The organism is Poritiphilus flavus (assembly GCF_009901585.1).
Lineage (GTDB): Bacteria > Bacteroidota > Bacteroidia > Flavobacteriales > Flavobacteriaceae > Poritiphilus > Poritiphilus flavus.
The window spans coordinates 556,877-573,425 of the sequence record NZ_WXYO01000002.1 but is presented as its reverse complement, the minus strand read 5'-3'; the positions used below and the strand labels follow the sequence as shown (position 1 = coordinate 573,425).

Genomic DNA, 16,549 nt, shown 5'->3' with positions numbered 1-16,549 from the left:
TTCAACAACAGATGATTTTTCTGAGCAATCCTTACAACAAAGACCCAACCAAAAAATTCTGATTTTCTCGCTAAAGCACTGGTTATGAGATCTTTTTTTGTTGAATTATGATCGCTACTACAAGGTATAAAGGTATATTTTAATCCACTTTTGGCAGAATAAGTTGGATAAAATTCATTTACCTACGGCAAAGTACCTACTACACTGACTTTTGGTGGTATTTCAGTGCAAAATTGTAGTCAGGACCCGGGAACAGATCAATCGAGGCTAAAACCGCAATTTTCCAGGGTATTGTTCTGGTATACCGCGTTTAGTGCCATCCCTGAATTCAAAGTTGGATAGGTGCTGCTGCGAAGTTCATTGATGTTTCTTAGCGTACAGTTTCTCAGCGTATTATTGGTATTGATCCGATCGACCAAAAAGAGATGGTTCATATTAGACATGGTGCAACCGTCAAAAACATTGTCATGGGCAGGCGAGTTTTTTTGTTCCTGATCAAACCAGAAAAAGTTTACCCCCGCCAGATTATTGTTGAACACACATTGTTGGAAGGTATTGTGGTGACCGGCATTCCTCACGTCTCCACGGCTAAAATCTTCATCCCAATCCGAAAAAGCCACTCCATCACAATTCACCACCGAACACTGCGTAAAGGTATTGTGATGGGCTCCGTTGGCAATCAATAGTGCCCCTTCATTTTTAGGACCACCTCCAATGACGTCACAATTGGTAAACTGATTATCTGAGACCTCGGAATAGGAAAGTTCCAGCCAGGTATTTCTTACTGTGGAATTGCGAACGTTATTCCGCTTGGAATCGAATTTCAAGATCAGTCCATGGCCGAGGTGCTGCAGTTCCCCTACCCGTTCCACATATATGTTGTTTAACTCATTGTCATGAGCGCCCAGGGCCAGTAAGTAATAATAGTCACAAGGGTTTACACGGCTATCAGAATAAACCTTGTTATAAGAATGCTGCTGGTACTGGCAGTCAGAAAACCTGAAGCCCTCTGCCCCGGCGTTCAGTACAAAACAGTTCTTTATCACAGAATAATCACCCGTAACATTGATCCCGATTCCGGAATAACTCAACGTAGGATCTGAGGTATTATCCGGATAGGTATGTGCAGGGTTAAAATCCCCCACCTCTGTTACTATAACATTGTCCAATACCGTATTAGAACCACTGGAAAAAACACCCTGTGCGTAATGTGTGATCTGGATATTACTGATCTGAATATTTGAGTGAAAATTGAAAATTCCTGATCCCTGGCCTTCATTATTAACACGATTACCCCGTATTAGCGGCATGTTATTTGAATTGAGCGCATCACCGTAATTGAAGGTAGAACCATTGCTTGCTGAAATATCCCCGGGTTGTGAACGATAGCCTATAAAACGGATAGGATTGCCCGAAGTACCAGAGTTTCCGGGTTGTAGCGTAACATTTCCGTAATTCCCTGCTTTGATATAAACGTAATCTCCGGCTTTGGCATTGGCAAAGGCATGCTCTATGCTCCAGGCATTGGATTCGGACAGGCCATCGTTGGAAGAAGAACCATTTACGGTTACGTAGTAGCTGCCATCAGGTGCATTGCCTCCACCGCCTGAAGATGCTTCGCTTACTGTGATATTCAAAGTAGCGGTACTGGTCAGATTCCCACCATCCCGGACGGTCAACTGCACGGCATAATTCCCGGGACTGTTGAACGTATGAGAAGGATTCGCATTAGCGGAACTGGAGCCGTCATCAAAATTCCAGGAATACCCGACTATACCATTATCATCGGTGGATTGGTCTCCCCTGAACTGAACCGTCAAGGGGGCATCACCGGAAGTTCTATCGGAAGTAGCCACAGCGTTAGGGGCTTCATTCTGTTGCGGAGCAGTAACGGTTATGGTAACACTTGCCTTATCAGATAAACCTTCTTCATCCCTTACCGTTAACTCCACCACATAGGTTCCGGGATCTGTAAACGTATGCGAAGGGTTAGTGTTTGTGGCGGTCGATCCATCCTTGAAATCCCAGGAATAAGAAGTCACCTGATTATCATCCGTAGATTGATTTCCTGTGAACTGTACCTCCAGGGGCGCGGTTCCTGATCTGGGATTCGCGGATACTACCGCGTTGGGAGCTTCATTCTGTCTTTCTTCAACCGTTATGGTCACAATATCTTTGTCTGACAGACCATTTTCGTCTCGTACAGTGAGCTCCACCTGATAGGTTCCCGGATCGGTAAAGGTGTGATCAGGATTGGCCTGGGTTGATGTAGATCCATCTTTGAAATCCCAGGAATAACTCGCTACCGAATGGTCGTCCGTAGAATCGCTTCCTCTAAAGGATACGTCAAGAGGGGCTTCTCCTGAGGTTGGGTTAGCGCTGGCCCTGGCGATTGGTCCTTCATTCTGTTCTTCATTCACTTCAATGGTAACCACATCCGTATTCGTAAGTCCTTCGGCATCTCTTACGGTAAGTTCTACCTGATAGGTACCTACTTCAGTAAAGGTATGGCTAGGATTGGCTATGGATGCGGTAGAACCGTCCTTGAAATCCCAGGAATAGCCAGTAATTCCATTATCATCAGATGAATTACCTCCTGTAAACGAAACGTCCAGGGGCACTCCTCCTGCAGAAGGGGATGCATCCGCAACTGCCATTGGTGCCTCGTTGGTTTCCTCTTCGTTGGTATCTTCTCCGCCGCCGTTACCACCACCGTCACTTCCTCCATCTCCTCCGGTGTCTTCTTCTACTACGATCTGCTCGGCATCTTTAGGAGCATTGTAAGTAACCACAAGTTGAGGCCCTGCCACCGAGGGATGTTCCTTTGATGCAAATGCGAGATCATTTCCATCTTTGTGATCCAGAATGAGCGTGGTTTTCTCAGGAATAAGATCGGAGCCACTAAGCTGAATTTCTTCTGTGTTACCTACATTGTATTCCTTGATCAGTGTTCCCAACTGCAGCTCTGTCGCAGGCGCAGTCTGCTCAGAAAGATCGTCCTCAGACCAATTACTGGAATTTCCGCTATATACATTGATCTCTCCGTTCCCATCGTCACTATTGATGGTGAATTCCAGGTGGGCATCAGTAATATAAGCACCTATGGAATCTATTTGGCTCAGATCGAACATCAGGTAACTGGTCCTCCAATTCTCCTGAAGTCGAACAATTTGCTGATTATACCCCTGCCCACTTTGCAGGTGGGCATCATTTATGGCTGGGAAACGGGTCACCCGGCTTTCAAAATCCTCTTCCGTGCCGGAATCCTCCTCCTCTTCGTTGGTACCTTCCTCTTCGGTAGTTTCTTCTCCCTCTTCTTCTTCGGCCCCTTCCTCAGTTTCGGAATCCTCTTCACCATCCGTTTGCTCCTCATTTACAGTAGGATTAGGGTCATTCAGAACGGCGTCCAAAATGAGATCTCTGTCTTTGGTGCAGGAAAAAATGAGGGAAAAAGATATAAAGTACAGGCAAAGGAAAATTGCATGGATTCTTGTGGGGTGAAATCTCATAAAGCCTGATTAGTTACAGTGGTTATTCAGACGAATAATTATGTTTTAAGATATACGGAAAAACAATGCAAGTTGGTCTGCGGAATAGGTAATAATTTTGAACGGTTTTCAAACTATCTCCAACTCCACTTACAAAACTAAAAATTCAAGCCCTATTATCGCTAAAGAGTCTGTTTTTTTCGATGAAATACTCAATTACAACCCCTGGAACTATGGGATTTCAGGAAGAAATGCAGAAAATTGGAGAAACATTGTCAGTTTTATCTGAGGGGCGAACAATTTTAGGATGGAACAATGTAATAAGGCCCGTTGATGAACTTGTAACAAAGTAGCACCAGGATCTGAAAATTTAGACCTCCTCCATGAAGAATTTGTCACCTATTGGTCAATAAACGTTCTAAACCACAATTCTACAGATAGGATCCTAAACAAGACCCTTGAGTAGTCTTGCTCCTCATTTCTTGTTTTTGTCAATAGGTCCTTAAGTACCTTTTTATCAAAAATATTCCTGGCTTCCAGGGCATCTCCTAAAAGTATATCCTCAACTTCCTGATCTTCTTTAAACGCCCTTTCTACCGGGGATCTAAATCCATTTTTGCTGCGTTCGTGGGTTACTGATCTCGGCAGTACTTCTTCTGCGATCTTTCTGTGAATGAATTTGCCATAACCTTCATTGATCAGGTAGCAATTAGGCATTTTAAATACCAGTTCCACCAGGCGATAATCCATAAAAGGTAAGCGGCTTTCCAGGGAATGCATCATAGATACAGCATCGCCATAAAACAATAGGTTAACCAGTTCCGATTTGTGTTGTTTCCGCAAAATCCTGTGTAATCTGGTCTCTCCTGCAACGGCTTTGATCTTGGGGACTTTTGTGGATTCCGAGCTGTATTTTTTGAGGTGACCCGAAAACACTGCTTCGGTACCTTGCTTTTTACGATACATTTTTTTTAGGAATTCCGGCATATGATTTCTACCAAACAGCAGTACAGCGGTCTTAAGGGACCAATTCTTTTTAAACAGTTTGATTTCCTTATAGATCTTTTTGAACCTTAGGGATTTAAACAGATCAAGAAGGTAATCTATAAAAACTGAATCCAGGTATCCGGCAAGTAGTTCATCAGCCCCCTGGCCTTCCAGAATTACCGTTAGTTTTTTGGTGGCCTCGGCATTGATCTTACTTAAAGGAAAGATCGCTGGTGAGGCATGCCCGGATTCCAGATGATAGATCAGCTTATTCATATCACAGAGAAAAGAATCGTATTCAATTAGGACCTGATTTGGCTCGAAGCAAAAACAATTCAGTAATTCAGAAACGATCTGAAATTCGTCATAGATCTCTTCAGGAAAACTCGCGGTATACGCCTTGATCCTTTGATCGAAATTCTTATCTACTGTAGAAACTATGGACGTAGAGTCCAACCCGGAAGACATGGTAGCCCCCAGCGGCACATCGCTTCTGAGCCTTATTCTAATGGCGTCCTGGAATAGCGACTTGTATTCGGAGTAGAAGGATTCATAATCTTTGGTCTTATCCACAGATGTAGGAAAATCCCAGTATCGTATTAGATCGATCTTACCCTCTTTGATAGAAAGACTATGAGCCGGAGGAAGCCTGAAGATATCCTTGAACCAGGTCTCTACGTTTTCGCCCCCGGCGGATTCACGACAAAAGGCGGAAATTGCATTGTAATTTGGCCTTTTCAGGGAAGGATAATAATGCAAGATCGATTTGATCTCTGAGGAAAACAGAAAATCCCCCTCGTATTCAACATAGTAAAAGGGTTTTATCCCAAATCTATCCCTGGAACAAAACAATACATCCTTTTCAGGATCATAGATAGCGAAGGCCCACATCCCATTAAAATGTGATACACAGTCCTCGCCCCAAAAGTGATAAGCGGTAATTACTACTTCCGTATCTGATCGGGTACTGAAATTATATCCATTTTCGCTTAGTTCCTCCCGTAACTCTACGTAATTGAAAACCTCTCCATTGAACACCAAATAAAGGCCTAATTTCTCAAAGGGTTGATTGGCACAGTCCGATAGATCAAGAATGGACAAGCGCGTATGGGCTAAACCAAGGTAATCGTCAACCAATTGGGCCTTTCGGAAATTTGGCCCCCGGTGTCTTTGCAACTCAATACCCTGTTTTAACTTGTTAAGGTCTACCTGAGATCTCTTCCCAAAGTTCAATACTCCAAAAATTCCACACATAATTCTAAGTTTATTTAAACTTTAGCTCGTGTTTGATGTAGTAAGAATGCTAAGTTTTGAGGCAGCAGGAGCAGGGCGTCAATAGCGATTAGCTAAAGATCGGGGATGAAAGTTTTGAATCTTAAAAGCTTTATTTGGAATTTTTGATTTGATTCCGCCAAAATCGAAGTGACAAAATTCTAGCTTACGACTAGCCATAACTTGCTTATCCGGACCATTGCGGGCAAGCAATTGTAAAGCCATCATTTGCTCAGTGCTTCGATAGTTTTGGAATAGGAAGTATTTTCGATCAGTTTTTGGTTCCCAGACTTAATTCCAAGCTATAAGCGCTATATCCCATATTAAATGGATATACTTTATTTCCAACACAATATAGTGTTTATTCTAAAAAGGATTTCAGACAAACACAATTGAAGTGGACTGTAGTAAAAATAGCATTTAATCCAATATTCGCAGAATTACTTGGATAAAATTCATTTACGGACGGCGAAGAACCCCTGGTGTTAAATTTTAAGGGTCCATTTTACCAAAAGTTTGTAGGAATCCCCTTCGGGTCAATCCAGACTGAAGCCGCAGTTTTCCAGTGTATTGTTCTGATAAACAGCGTCTAGCGTAAGGCCGGAATTCAGGGTCTCATAGGTACTACCCCTAAGATTGGTTATGTTTATCAGGGTGCAATTATTCAGGGCGTTGTCTGTGTTGATGCGATCTACGAGAAACAAATGTTCCGTATTTGAAATGGTGCAACCATTAAAAACATTGTCGTGAGCAGGTGAGTCTTTTTGTTCCTGATCAAACCAGAAAAAGTTCATCCCAGCCCGGTTATTGTCGAATACGCACTGTTCGAAGGTATTGTTATGGCCGGCATTCCTGACATCTCCCCTGCTAAAATCTTCGTCCCAATCGGAAAAAGCCACCCCATCACAATTCACTACCGAGCATTGGGTAAAGGTGTTGTGATGTGCTCCGTTAGCGATCAGCAATGCCCCTTCATTTTTAGGACCACCTCCTATGACATCACAATTGGTGAACTGGTTATCGGATACTTCAGAATAGGACAGTTCCAGCCAGGTGTTCTTTATGGTGCAATCACGAATGTCATTCCCTTTGGCATCGAACTTTAGTATCAATCCATGACCCAGGTGCTGTATTTCACCTATTCTTTCCACATAGATGTTGTCTAACTCGTTATTGTCCGCTCCTAAGGCAAGTAAATAGTAATAGTCACACGGATTCACGAAGCTATCCGAATACACCTTATTATAGGAATGCTTCTGGTACTGGCAGTCTGAAAACCTGAAACCTTCAGCTCCGGCGTTCAGTACAAAACAGTTTTTAATAATCGAATAGTCGCCTGTAACATTGATCCCAATCCCGGCATAACTTATTGTAGGATCCGAAGTGTTATCCGGAAAGGTATGTGCAGGGTTAAAATCTCCTACTTCCGTCACAATAACATTGTCTAATACGGTGTTGGCCCCGCTGGAAAAAACACCTTGAGCGTAATGGGTGATCTGGATATTACTGATCTGAATATGGGAGTGAAAATTAAAAATCCCCGATCCCTGCCCGATATTGTCCACCCGGTTCCCCCTTAGCAAAGGCATGTCATTTGCATTCAGATCATCACCGTAATTGAAGGTCGAGCCATTATTTGCCGAAATATCTCCGGGTTCGGAACGATATCCTATGAAGCGTATGGGTTCATCTGAAGTTCCGCTGTGGCCAGGCTGAAGTTCTACATTTCCATAATCTCCTGATCTTATAAAGACATGATCTCCTGCCCTGGCATTGGAGAAGGCATGTTCTATGCTCCAGGCATTTGCTTCCGAAAGCCCGTCATTAGAGGCCGAACCATCAACTGTTACATAATAACTCCCTTCGGGAATCGTAAAATCCTCATTCCCGGAATCGGGATCGTTCTCTTCCTCCTGTTCTTCTTCTTCCTCGGACTCCTCATTGCCTCCATCAGGATCCGTCTCGGTAATAGTTTCCGGTTGAACGGCGACTTCAGAGTCTTTGCTACAGGAGTTAAGCACTAAGCTCAGTGCGAGAATAATGAGATACACAAAATTGTTAATGTAGTTAGCATTCATAGCAGGTTCTTTCTATTAGGGGATTTGGGGTTTTTGAAATTACAAATAATCAGATTTGCTCAAAAAAACAAAGATCAAAATTTATCACTTCATATTAACTACGGGGATTTTTCGCGTTTAGTTCACGAAAAACGCATTTTTCGACGAAATACCGTGCAGTTGCCTGATTTTGTTGCAGTTCAACGATTTTTTTTCTTTCGCTTTATTATAAAAAGTCTTTCTCAGACATGATTTATGTCCTGGTGAACTGCAATAATTTGGGTACTGTCCTAAAGAAAGGATAGAGGACTCTGTTTACTTTTAGGTCATTGATCTTGTACGCCTTTAAACACTCCATATTTCCATCAATAATATTCTTAATACTATTGTTGGTAGCCCCACCCAGCCTCATCTTTACTAAGTACTCTTCGAGGTAATGTGTAGAGATGGCATATTTTTCAAGGAAACGGAGCATAATTTCAAAATCCGCCGCTAGTTTAAAATCCAGGTTAAACAGCCCATACTTTTCATATACTTCCCTTTTTAAATAAAATGTAGGGTGGGCAGGATGCCAACCGGATCTAAAGCTTTTTCTTTTTCCTGTTTTCCACCTTCTGACGATGTTGTCAATATCATCTTGGGCAACGTAGTACAGATCCGCGTATACGGAGTCCAATTCCGGATTTTTCCTGAACACGTTCATTACTTTTTCAAGGGCATAGTCATCGCTGAACAGGTCATCCGAATTGATCAAGGCTACTACATCCCCGGTCGCCATCTCAATACCCTTATTCATAGCATCGTAGAGACCGTTGTCGGGTTCAGAGACCCATTTGGTGACTACATGTGGATATTTTTTTACGATAGCTAGTGTCCCATCTTTGGATTTGCCGTCCACTACGATATACTCAATATCTGAATAGGTTTGATTTTCTACCGATCTTATGGTTGATTCTACTGTCTTTTCGCTGTTGTAACAGACTGTTATTACCGATACTTTCATCTTATTTCGGTCTTGAGAAATACGTTTTAGATAGATTTGCCAGTATTATGCTCATTGGGAAGAAGACCAATGTTGCCGTAACTATTGATCCTGAGAATAAGCTCTGACAAATTCCCTGAATAAATATTAAGGAGACCCATATATAATCCCTATTCACTTTGGGTAACTTAAACATTCCGGAAATAGTTATAAATACCATCGCCACGAGGATTATGAAGCCAACCAGGCCCATACCCATTAAGGTTTCCATAAAAATGTTGTGAGGGTGATAACCAATTTCTATCCTATTCCCCAGAAAGGGATAGTTCAAGAATTCAGTCCAGGCGTCTATCCATAAACGTTCTCTCCCGGTTGTTCCGGACTCTACGGAATTAGAAGTTCTTTGAAGTATGCTGCTTCCTGTAAATTCAACACCCCATAAAAAAAGCGGTGTGGCTAATACCAGGCTCAATACCGTTTTGATCTTGACAACCAAATTTGATTGAGCTATCAGGTAGACCAGACTAAACGCAAAAGCCAAAATAGACCCTCTTGATGCCCCAAACAAGAACATGGCCAAAGAAAAAACTATGGTCATGTACAGGTATACGTATTCCCATTTTTTACCCACCACTCCAAAAAGCAGTTTGTACATGCAGAGTATCAGCGTAAGTACACTGGCGTAAGACAACGCAAGCGGGCTAAGGGCGTCCCCAAACTTTTCCAAGGAAATAGCAGACCTAAGACCAATTCCCAAGGTCAAAAGATCCTTATACAGGTACAAGGTAGTCGCACCCATGACAAAACCTGAAAAAATGATGCTGTTAATTATGATCCTTTTGTACTTCTCAAAGGATATGGTTGAAAACATCACAAAAGGCAATATGCTAAAATTAACAGCATATAAGAGATACTCGATCCAACTGGATCGTAAAGGGTAATCCGCACTGTAATGGTACAACAGCTTAAGTATGTACAACATCCAAAAAACAAAGAAGACGAAATAATAAATACTCTTTCGTTTTGAGGATTTTTCCTTAAAGTAAAAGCTGGTAAAAACTATAACTAACACCATTATTACAGTGGTAAGCAGGCGAATTGGCACGGATACCAGTCGGGAAGAATCTGCACCCAATACGGCAATAATTATGGCCAGAAGCGCGTAATACCCACTGTAAACAAAAAAGGACACAAAGGCCACGTTTTTCTCCAGAAAAGAAACGAGAAATTTGTTATGTCCTCTGTTTTTCAATTTAATACCGTTTTTGCAAATTCGTAAGGTGTATGATCTGACAGGTATTTTTCGTTATCCGAATTCTCCTTACCGATACTATCTATCCCCTCTATGCCTTTGGCGATTTGCCTGGGGGTAATCCGATCCAGGAACAGGCCATTACCGCTCTCTTCGACCAATTCTTTTAGCAGCCCCTCTCCCGTAATGATAACAGGCTTTTTTGAGGCAATGGCGTGCCCTAAAATACCACTTGAGGCTTCCGGGTTTTTATACGGCATAAGTACCGCGTAACACTGATTGAACAAGCTTTTCATTTGTGCATTGGAAACAAATTTGCTATCCATGATCACAAGTGATGAATCCTCGTTCGTTTGTGTTGAGATCTTCTGTTCGAGTAGGTTTTTGGTGCTCTCATCCTCCGGTTTTCCAACCATCAAAATTGTTAACCCCTTCCTGTGTTCTCCATTCAGATACTGAAGGGAATCCACAATCTCAAACGATCCTTTTCTGTTTGCCAGGGTACCAAAGTGAAGTATGATCTTCTTGTGCGATGGTATATTGTAATATCCGTAAATATCGAATCCTTCCAAAGGTTCAATTATCGGTACAGGGTCTGGCAATACAGCGAATATTGAAGTATCGAATTTTTTGTTTAGGACGTCTACCGTTTTTGAATCGTTGAGGATATATACCCGCTCTATCCTGGGATTGAGGCAATATGCCTTGGTTGTCAACCATTTTCTATAATACTTCAGTCGATTTTTCAGGCCATTTTTAGGCATACGCGTATATTGCTGAAAAAGGATACCGCGTATACTGAAATTTGGCCTCTTGAATGCAAGCGCAAGCTGAAAGGTATTAAAATAGAGCAGATGGACCGTTGTTGCCCTAAGCTGTTCCGCATATTTACACATTAGGCGGTACTCTACAAAGGACCTTTTCATCATAGAGAGATTTTCCAGGCTTTCGATTTCTTCCTCCTTCAAATAGTGCCAATGGATGTTTTCAGAACCCTCTGATTTCCGGGTTATGTCCGTAAACTGGGACTTGAAATCAGGGGGTACTACAAGATGATAAGTTGTTTGGAGGTCATTTTCTGTTAGAAAATCAACCAAATGACTTATATATTCCGAATGATGTCCGGAGTAATCCGGATCAAAGAGTACTATACTCATAATTACTTGCACTCATTTTCTGTGATACCACATTTACGGTTTCTATTGCTTTAGTCGACTGCCTTATAATCTGATTAATCAACAAATATTACTCGGCAAAGCGCGTAAACATGGTACATTTTTAACTCAGTTTAAAATACATCTAACTTGCTTCAAACAGCTTAGAGACACTAAAGTTCCCGGGACCTTCAACTAACCCGTAACTTTGTGCAATAAGCGGTAAACAAATGCCAACAACATCTCCTTCATCGCATAGATCTTCCTCATGTGATATAGTGTTTTTCCCCGTCTTAAGAAACTCTTTTCACCGTAATGAAATGAGCTTTTGGGACCCAGCTTAAAAACATCCCCTTTTTCATATAGAAGCAAATTGTCTTCATATGGAATGAGTTTGTTGGAAAAGGCCGCGAGACGGTCTTTATCCGGGATACTTTTAGTGGATACTAAATATTCAGCACGGATATTCTTTTCTTTCTTTGTTCCAAAAAGATCGAACTCTAATTCCAGGGTCTTATTCAATTCCTTAACAAAAACCTTTTGCTTAACCGGCTGAAAAAAGACATCGTATTTAATGATGTCGTGTTCAAAACCAGAAAAGGCGAAATTCCTTTTAATAATACGTTCTGAAAGCGCCACATTGTTGGTCCGCATTTCAGTTTTGTGATGAGTTCCCGACTCCTCAGACACATATTCCCTAACCGTGGTATATGAGCTATACGGATACACATAATAGAGGTCGTTTTCAACCAGGTAGCCTATATAGTATTTCTTCCAGGAGTGCTTCCAGTTTTTCACCTCGTCCGGAATATTGATGGACTGAAGGTCCATGTCATGGACATACCAATTTCTGAACTTCTTCCATTGTTGATCTGTCCATAATTGGCCCCAGGACGCCGCCCATTGCATGAAATAGGTATCACCGCCTATGTTTTTGGGGTAAAACCTGTACCAGCCCAACTCCTCGTATTCATAAGCATATAGTGATATTCCCGCTACCTCGGCTACATCGTAATAGAATTTGGAAGCTGCAGAGGCATATTCGTAATAGCCTGTTGCAACTCTTAGATCATCTTCCAGTATGATTACCGAACCGTACTGGCTTGTCAGATCACCGCAAAACAGAATATGGTTTCTAAGGCCAATATTTTCACGATGCTCTATGATCTTCTTAGTTCCAAAATCCCAAATGAAATCCTTAGCGACACGGACTACCTCTTCATGCTTTTCACCCTCAGTATAGTCTATGCTGATGACGAGGGGAACATCAGCATCCGGGTATTCCGCCCTGGCAATAGTATCCAGCAGATGCTTCAGTGAATCTGGCCTGTTGTACGCTACAACTACAATTGCTGGCTTCATTTTGTCTTATTTACGAAAAACCAATTTTCCGATTACTAAACGCACTTTCTGCTTTTCTGATCTATTAAAACTGACGACGTAAACTGCTAATGCATAGGAAATCGCCGTTAGTGGAACAATAATAAGAAACCTCGGAAGTTCTTCAAGGCTATTCAAAAAGAAGATATCCAAAACATACATTCCACCGGCCACTATACCCAATGACAGCAGACAATTTATAATCACCCTTTTTACAAATTCTGCCGGCTTATACTTTGTCAGCTTTTTAAAGAAAACAATATTTAGGACAACCGTGACCACTTCTATAATAAGCGTAACCCACAAAATGGAATACGAAGCATATCCAAGCTTCAATACAAGATATCCTATTGGTAATGTCAGTAGTTGCATAGGAGCAGTGTAGAACTGGTATTCCTTGATATTCCCAACGGCATGACTGGCTATGGTAATCCCCAATCTAAACTGTTGTATTAGGGTAAAAGCCAGGACCAGTTTGCAAAAGATGACTGTGTTTGGCGGAACTTCTTCTAACCAAATTTGTAGCACAAATTCCATTTGCAGAAATAACGGAAGGGCTATAAAGGCGAAAATATAAAAGGCAAACCGACTTGAAAGTATTGAAAGCCTTATCATTCTATCCCTATCTCCGCTGCTTTCATCTTTCACTATTTGTGGTTGGATGGCCTGGATCATCGCCCCGGAAAACGTCCTCAATTGGGTATTAATCTGATTGGCGATCCCATATGCGGCAATAACCACGGTGTTGAAAAATAAATTCAAAACAACCGCGATCCCCTGATTGCGAAAAATATAGGCCAATATGCCAATTAAGTTCCATCCCGCGAAAGAGTAAAGCTCCCGTATGGTCTTTTTCCGGTAATAGGTCTTCAGATGAACCTTGCATTCCTGAGCGTATTTTCGCCTGCAGTACGCCCTTTTTAGAAATGCGATAAAGATTGCCCTGATCAACATGAGAAATCCAAACAGGATCAAGGCATCGTTAGCGTAAAAGAGGAGGCTGTAGGCTATGGCCAACCGCAACACACTGTCAACAATACTAATGATCGATATTACGATCATATTTTCCTTGGCGTTGAGAAGCCCGTCAAACGGAACGGATATGATGGTCACAAATGTTGAAGCGACCACAAGGTGAAATAACAATCTTGCAGCTTCTAACCTTTCGGGGCTTATGGTAAGCTTTTGTGCAAGCAGATACTGACCGAAAACTTCAAAAACAACAACCAGGATCACGCTCAAAAAAAGGTGAAGTATAAGGCTGTTGGCAAAGACCCGCTTTACTTCCTCCTTTTCATTTTTGCCCATACTAAAGGACAAATACCGTTGGGTAGAGGTGGCCATCGTGGTATTGAGAAATCCAAGCATGGCAATAATACCCCCGATTACAACGTAGATACCGTAGTCTTCAGCACCTAAAGCGCTCAGTATAAGCCTTGTTGCATATAGGGATATCAGGATGGTAACGAACATTTTGGCATATAAAATGCCAGTATTGAAAATTATCCTATTACCTCCTTGAAGAGTCAAATCCTAGTGATTTAGAACCTTATCCGCATACCATGAGTACATCCTCTCAACTCCTTCTCCGAGTTCCACTTTATGACTCCAACCCATCCCGTGAAGCTTGGAGACATCTGTGAGTTTTTTCATGGTACCGTCGGGTTTTTCGGAGTTAAAGAAGAGTTCTCCCTTAAACCCTACGACCTTCTTTATAAGGTCTGCCAGTTCTTTTATGCTTATGTCCTTTCCTGTTCCGATATTGATATGGGTATTGCGGATCTCCTTGTTTTCCAGCCTATAGGTATCTTTAAAATCCCTGTTTTGCATGATAAAAACACAGGCGTCAGCCATATCTTCAGACCAAAGGAATTCCCTCATGGGCTTTCCACTTCCCCAGATCTCTACGCGTACCGTATTCCCTGTTTGTTGAATCCCGTAGGACTGCAAGACCTCCAGAATTTCCTTTTCACTGGCTTTCCCGTTAACGGATCCTATGGGGAGCTTATCCAGATCTTCCCTTACGGCCTCCCAATTTCCTTCTTCCAGGGATTTGCCCAAATGCATCTTCCGGATCAAGGCCGGAAGCACATGCGATTTCTCCAGGTCAAAATTGTCATTCGGCCCGTAGAGATTCGTGGGCATCACAGAGATATAGTTTGTTCCGTATTGAAGGTTATAACTCTCGCAAAGCTTGATCCCTGCTATTTTGGCAATCGCATAAGGTTCATTCGTATATTCCAGAACATCAGTAAGCAAATAGTCTTCCTTCATGGGTTGAGGGCATGCTCTCGGATAAATACAGGTACTTCCCAGAAAAAGCAGTTTTTTAACACCGTGAAGGTAGCTTTGATGGATCACATTATTCTGGATCATCAGGTTTTCATAGATAAACTCAGCCCTGTAGATGTTGTTGGCCACAATACCACCCACCTTGGCTGCCGCAAGAAATACATATTCCGGTTTTTCCTTCTCAAAGAATTCCGATACGGCTTTGGTATTGGATAAGTCCAGCTCGGAATGTGTTCTAAAGACGAAATTCGAATAGCCTTTACTCTTTAGGCTTTTAAGTATTGCGCTTCCCACCAATCCACGGTGTCCCGCGATGTAGATCTTAGCATTTTTGTCCATCTTATTCGAAGTAATTCATGATACGATAGCCTCCTTCTTTAAGGTAGTTATCTTTCTGCATCAGCTTCAGATCGCTCTGCATCATATCTTTTACAAGAGCTTCCAGGTCGTATTCCGGTTTCCATCCAAGCTTTTGGTTAGCCTTTGTAGGATCTCCAATGAGCAAGTCAACTTCAGTGGGTCTGAAATAACGCGGATCAACCGCTACCACTTCTTTGCCAATCTCCAACTGATATTTCGGGTCGTTGCAAGCGCTTACATATCCTTTTTCGTTTACGCCTTCACCCTTGAACTCAATTTCCATTCCCACTTCTGCAAAGCTCATGCGCACAAAATCCCTGACAGCCGTGGTCTTCCCTGTTGCAATTACCCAGTCTTCAGGCTCGTCTGCCTGTAAGATCATCCACATCATCCTGATATAATCCTTGGCATGCCCCCAGTCCCTTTGAGCATCCAGATTTCCCAGGAATACTTTTTCCTGTAGTCCAAGAGCTATCCTGGAAGTAGCCCGGGTTATCTTCCTGGTCACAAAGGTTTCTCCGCGTATTGGAGATTCGTGATTGAATAAGATCCCGTTACAAGCGAACATATTGTAGGCCTCCCTGTAATTCACCGTGATCCAGTAGGCGTACATTTTCGCGACGGCATACGGACTTCTGGGATAGAAAGGTGTAGTCTCTGATTGAGGTACTTCCTGCACCTTACCATAGAGCTCGGAAGTGGAGGCCTGGTAGATCCTGGTTTTCTTTTCCAGTCCCAGGAACCTTACGGCATCCAAAATGCGCAATGTTCCTATACCATCAGCATTTGCGGTATATTCCGGAGTTTCAAAAGATACCTGCACATGACTCATGGCAGCCAGGTTATAGATCTCATCAGGTTGGATCTCCTGGATGAGCCTGATCAGGTTGGTACTGTCAGTCATATCTCCGTAGTGCAGCCAAAGGTTTCGATTTTCCACGTGAGGGTCCTGATACAAGTGGTCTATCCGATCTGTATTAAAGAGGGATGATCGCCTTTTTAGTCCGTGCACCTCATAACCTTTTTTGAGCAGAAACTCTGCGAGGTATGCTCCGTCCTGGCCGGTAATACCGGTTATCAGACATTTTTTCATGTGTTGTGTGGTTTAGGATAGTAATTTCAAGCAAATATGACGCATTATTTTTTAACAATTGTAAATCCAATTTAAAATTCTTTAAAACGCAAAAATTATGGACAAACTAAGGTTAAATCGAAAATTAGTTTTCAATTTTTTTGTATATTTAGTAAAGAAGCTCCTATCTGATACGTTCTTATAGTTTCTGAATTGCCCACTACTCAGCTATCGCCCTAAGCGCCTCACAATT

General features: G+C 42.2%; 11 protein-coding genes. 1 reads left to right on the top strand and 10 read right to left on the bottom strand.

Annotation, left to right across the window (positions count from 1 at the left end; translation table 11 throughout):
* Positions 1-257 precede the first annotated feature (257 nt).
* On the bottom strand, positions 258-3,509 hold the full coding sequence (locus tag GTQ38_RS05875; RefSeq protein ID WP_161434542.1) for a PKD domain-containing protein: 3,252 nt from the start codon (positions 3,507-3,509) through the stop codon (positions 258-260).
* 182 nt (positions 3,510-3,691) lie between these two features.
* Here GTQ38_RS05875 and GTQ38_RS05870 point away from each other — a divergent pair, with 182 nt between their 5' ends.
* Entirely contained in the window at positions 3,692-3,841 is a 150-nt protein-coding gene (locus GTQ38_RS05870) for a hypothetical protein (protein ID WP_161434541.1), read from the top strand.
* A gap of 46 nt (positions 3,842-3,887) precedes the next feature.
* On the opposite strand, the gene asnB is transcribed toward GTQ38_RS05870, so the two are convergent.
* From asnB to gmd, 9 genes are all read right to left on the bottom strand, one after another.
* The gene (gene asnB, locus GTQ38_RS05865) at positions 3,888-5,729 is read right to left on the bottom strand and encodes an asparagine synthase (glutamine-hydrolyzing) (protein WP_161434540.1); all 1,842 of its coding nucleotides are present in this window, start codon (positions 5,727-5,729) and stop codon (positions 3,888-3,890) included.
* A gap of 554 nt (positions 5,730-6,283) precedes the next feature.
* Entirely contained in the window at positions 6,284-7,825 is a 1,542-nt protein-coding gene (locus GTQ38_RS05860; protein ID WP_161434539.1) for a hypothetical protein, read from the bottom strand.
* A 232-nt stretch (positions 7,826-8,057) separates the two neighbouring features.
* Positions 8,058-8,807, bottom strand: coding sequence for a glycosyltransferase family 2 protein (locus tag GTQ38_RS05855; protein ID WP_161434538.1), 750 nt, complete (start codon positions 8,805-8,807; stop codon positions 8,058-8,060).
* Between the two features lies 1 nt (position 8,808).
* The gene (locus GTQ38_RS05850; protein WP_161434537.1) at positions 8,809-10,038 is read right to left on the bottom strand and encodes an O-antigen ligase family protein; all 1,230 of its coding nucleotides are present in this window, start codon (positions 10,036-10,038) and stop codon (positions 8,809-8,811) included.
* Complete coding sequence (locus GTQ38_RS05845; RefSeq protein WP_161434536.1) at positions 10,035-11,195, bottom strand: glycosyltransferase; 1,161 nt, start codon at positions 11,193-11,195, stop codon at positions 10,035-10,037. Before GTQ38_RS05845 ends, GTQ38_RS05850 begins: the two co-directional genes overlap by 4 nt.
* 192 nt (positions 11,196-11,387) lie before the next feature.
* Entirely contained in the window at positions 11,388-12,554 is a 1,167-nt protein-coding gene (locus GTQ38_RS05840) for a glycosyltransferase family A protein (protein ID WP_161434535.1), read from the bottom strand.
* A gap of 6 nt (positions 12,555-12,560) precedes the next feature.
* Positions 12,561-14,045, bottom strand: a complete 1,485-nt coding sequence (locus GTQ38_RS05835; RefSeq protein WP_161434534.1) for an MATE family efflux transporter — start codon at positions 14,043-14,045, stop codon at positions 12,561-12,563.
* A 60-nt stretch (positions 14,046-14,105) separates the two neighbouring features.
* The gene (locus tag GTQ38_RS05830; protein ID WP_161434533.1) at positions 14,106-15,203 is read right to left on the bottom strand and encodes a GDP-L-fucose synthase family protein; all 1,098 of its coding nucleotides are present in this window, start codon (positions 15,201-15,203) and stop codon (positions 14,106-14,108) included.
* 1 nt (position 15,204) lies between these two features.
* On the bottom strand, positions 15,205-16,317 hold the full coding sequence (gmd, locus tag GTQ38_RS05825) for a GDP-mannose 4,6-dehydratase (protein WP_161434532.1): 1,113 nt from the start codon (positions 16,315-16,317) through the stop codon (positions 15,205-15,207).
* Positions 16,318-16,549 lie beyond the last annotated feature (232 nt).

Coding starts and splice junctions, on each gene's coding strand:
- GTQ38_RS05875 (WP_161434542.1), bottom strand. CDS start 3,509: ATGAGATTTCACCCCACAAGAATCCATGCAATTTTCCTTTGCCTGTAC.
- GTQ38_RS05870 (WP_161434541.1), top strand. CDS start 3,692: ATGAAATACTCAATTACAACCCCTGGAACTATGGGATTTCAGGAAGAA.
- asnB (WP_161434540.1), bottom strand. CDS start 5,729: ATGTGTGGAATTTTTGGAGTATTGAACTTTGGGAAGAGATCTCAGGTA.
- GTQ38_RS05860 (WP_161434539.1), bottom strand. CDS start 7,825: ATGAATGCTAACTACATTAACAATTTTGTGTATCTCATTATTCTCGCA.
- GTQ38_RS05855 (WP_161434538.1), bottom strand. CDS start 8,807: ATGAAAGTATCGGTAATAACAGTCTGTTACAACAGCGAAAAGACAGTA.
- GTQ38_RS05845 (WP_161434536.1), bottom strand. CDS start 11,195: ATGAGTATAGTACTCTTTGATCCGGATTACTCCGGACATCATTCGGAA.
- GTQ38_RS05840 (WP_161434535.1), bottom strand. CDS start 12,554: ATGAAGCCAGCAATTGTAGTTGTAGCGTACAACAGGCCAGATTCACTG.
- GTQ38_RS05835 (WP_161434534.1), bottom strand. CDS start 14,045: ATGTTCGTTACCATCCTGATATCCCTATATGCAACAAGGCTTATACTG.
- GTQ38_RS05830 (WP_161434533.1), bottom strand. CDS start 15,203: ATGGACAAAAATGCTAAGATCTACATCGCGGGACACCGTGGATTGGTG.
- gmd (WP_161434532.1), bottom strand. CDS start 16,317: ATGAAAAAATGTCTGATAACCGGTATTACCGGCCAGGACGGAGCATAC.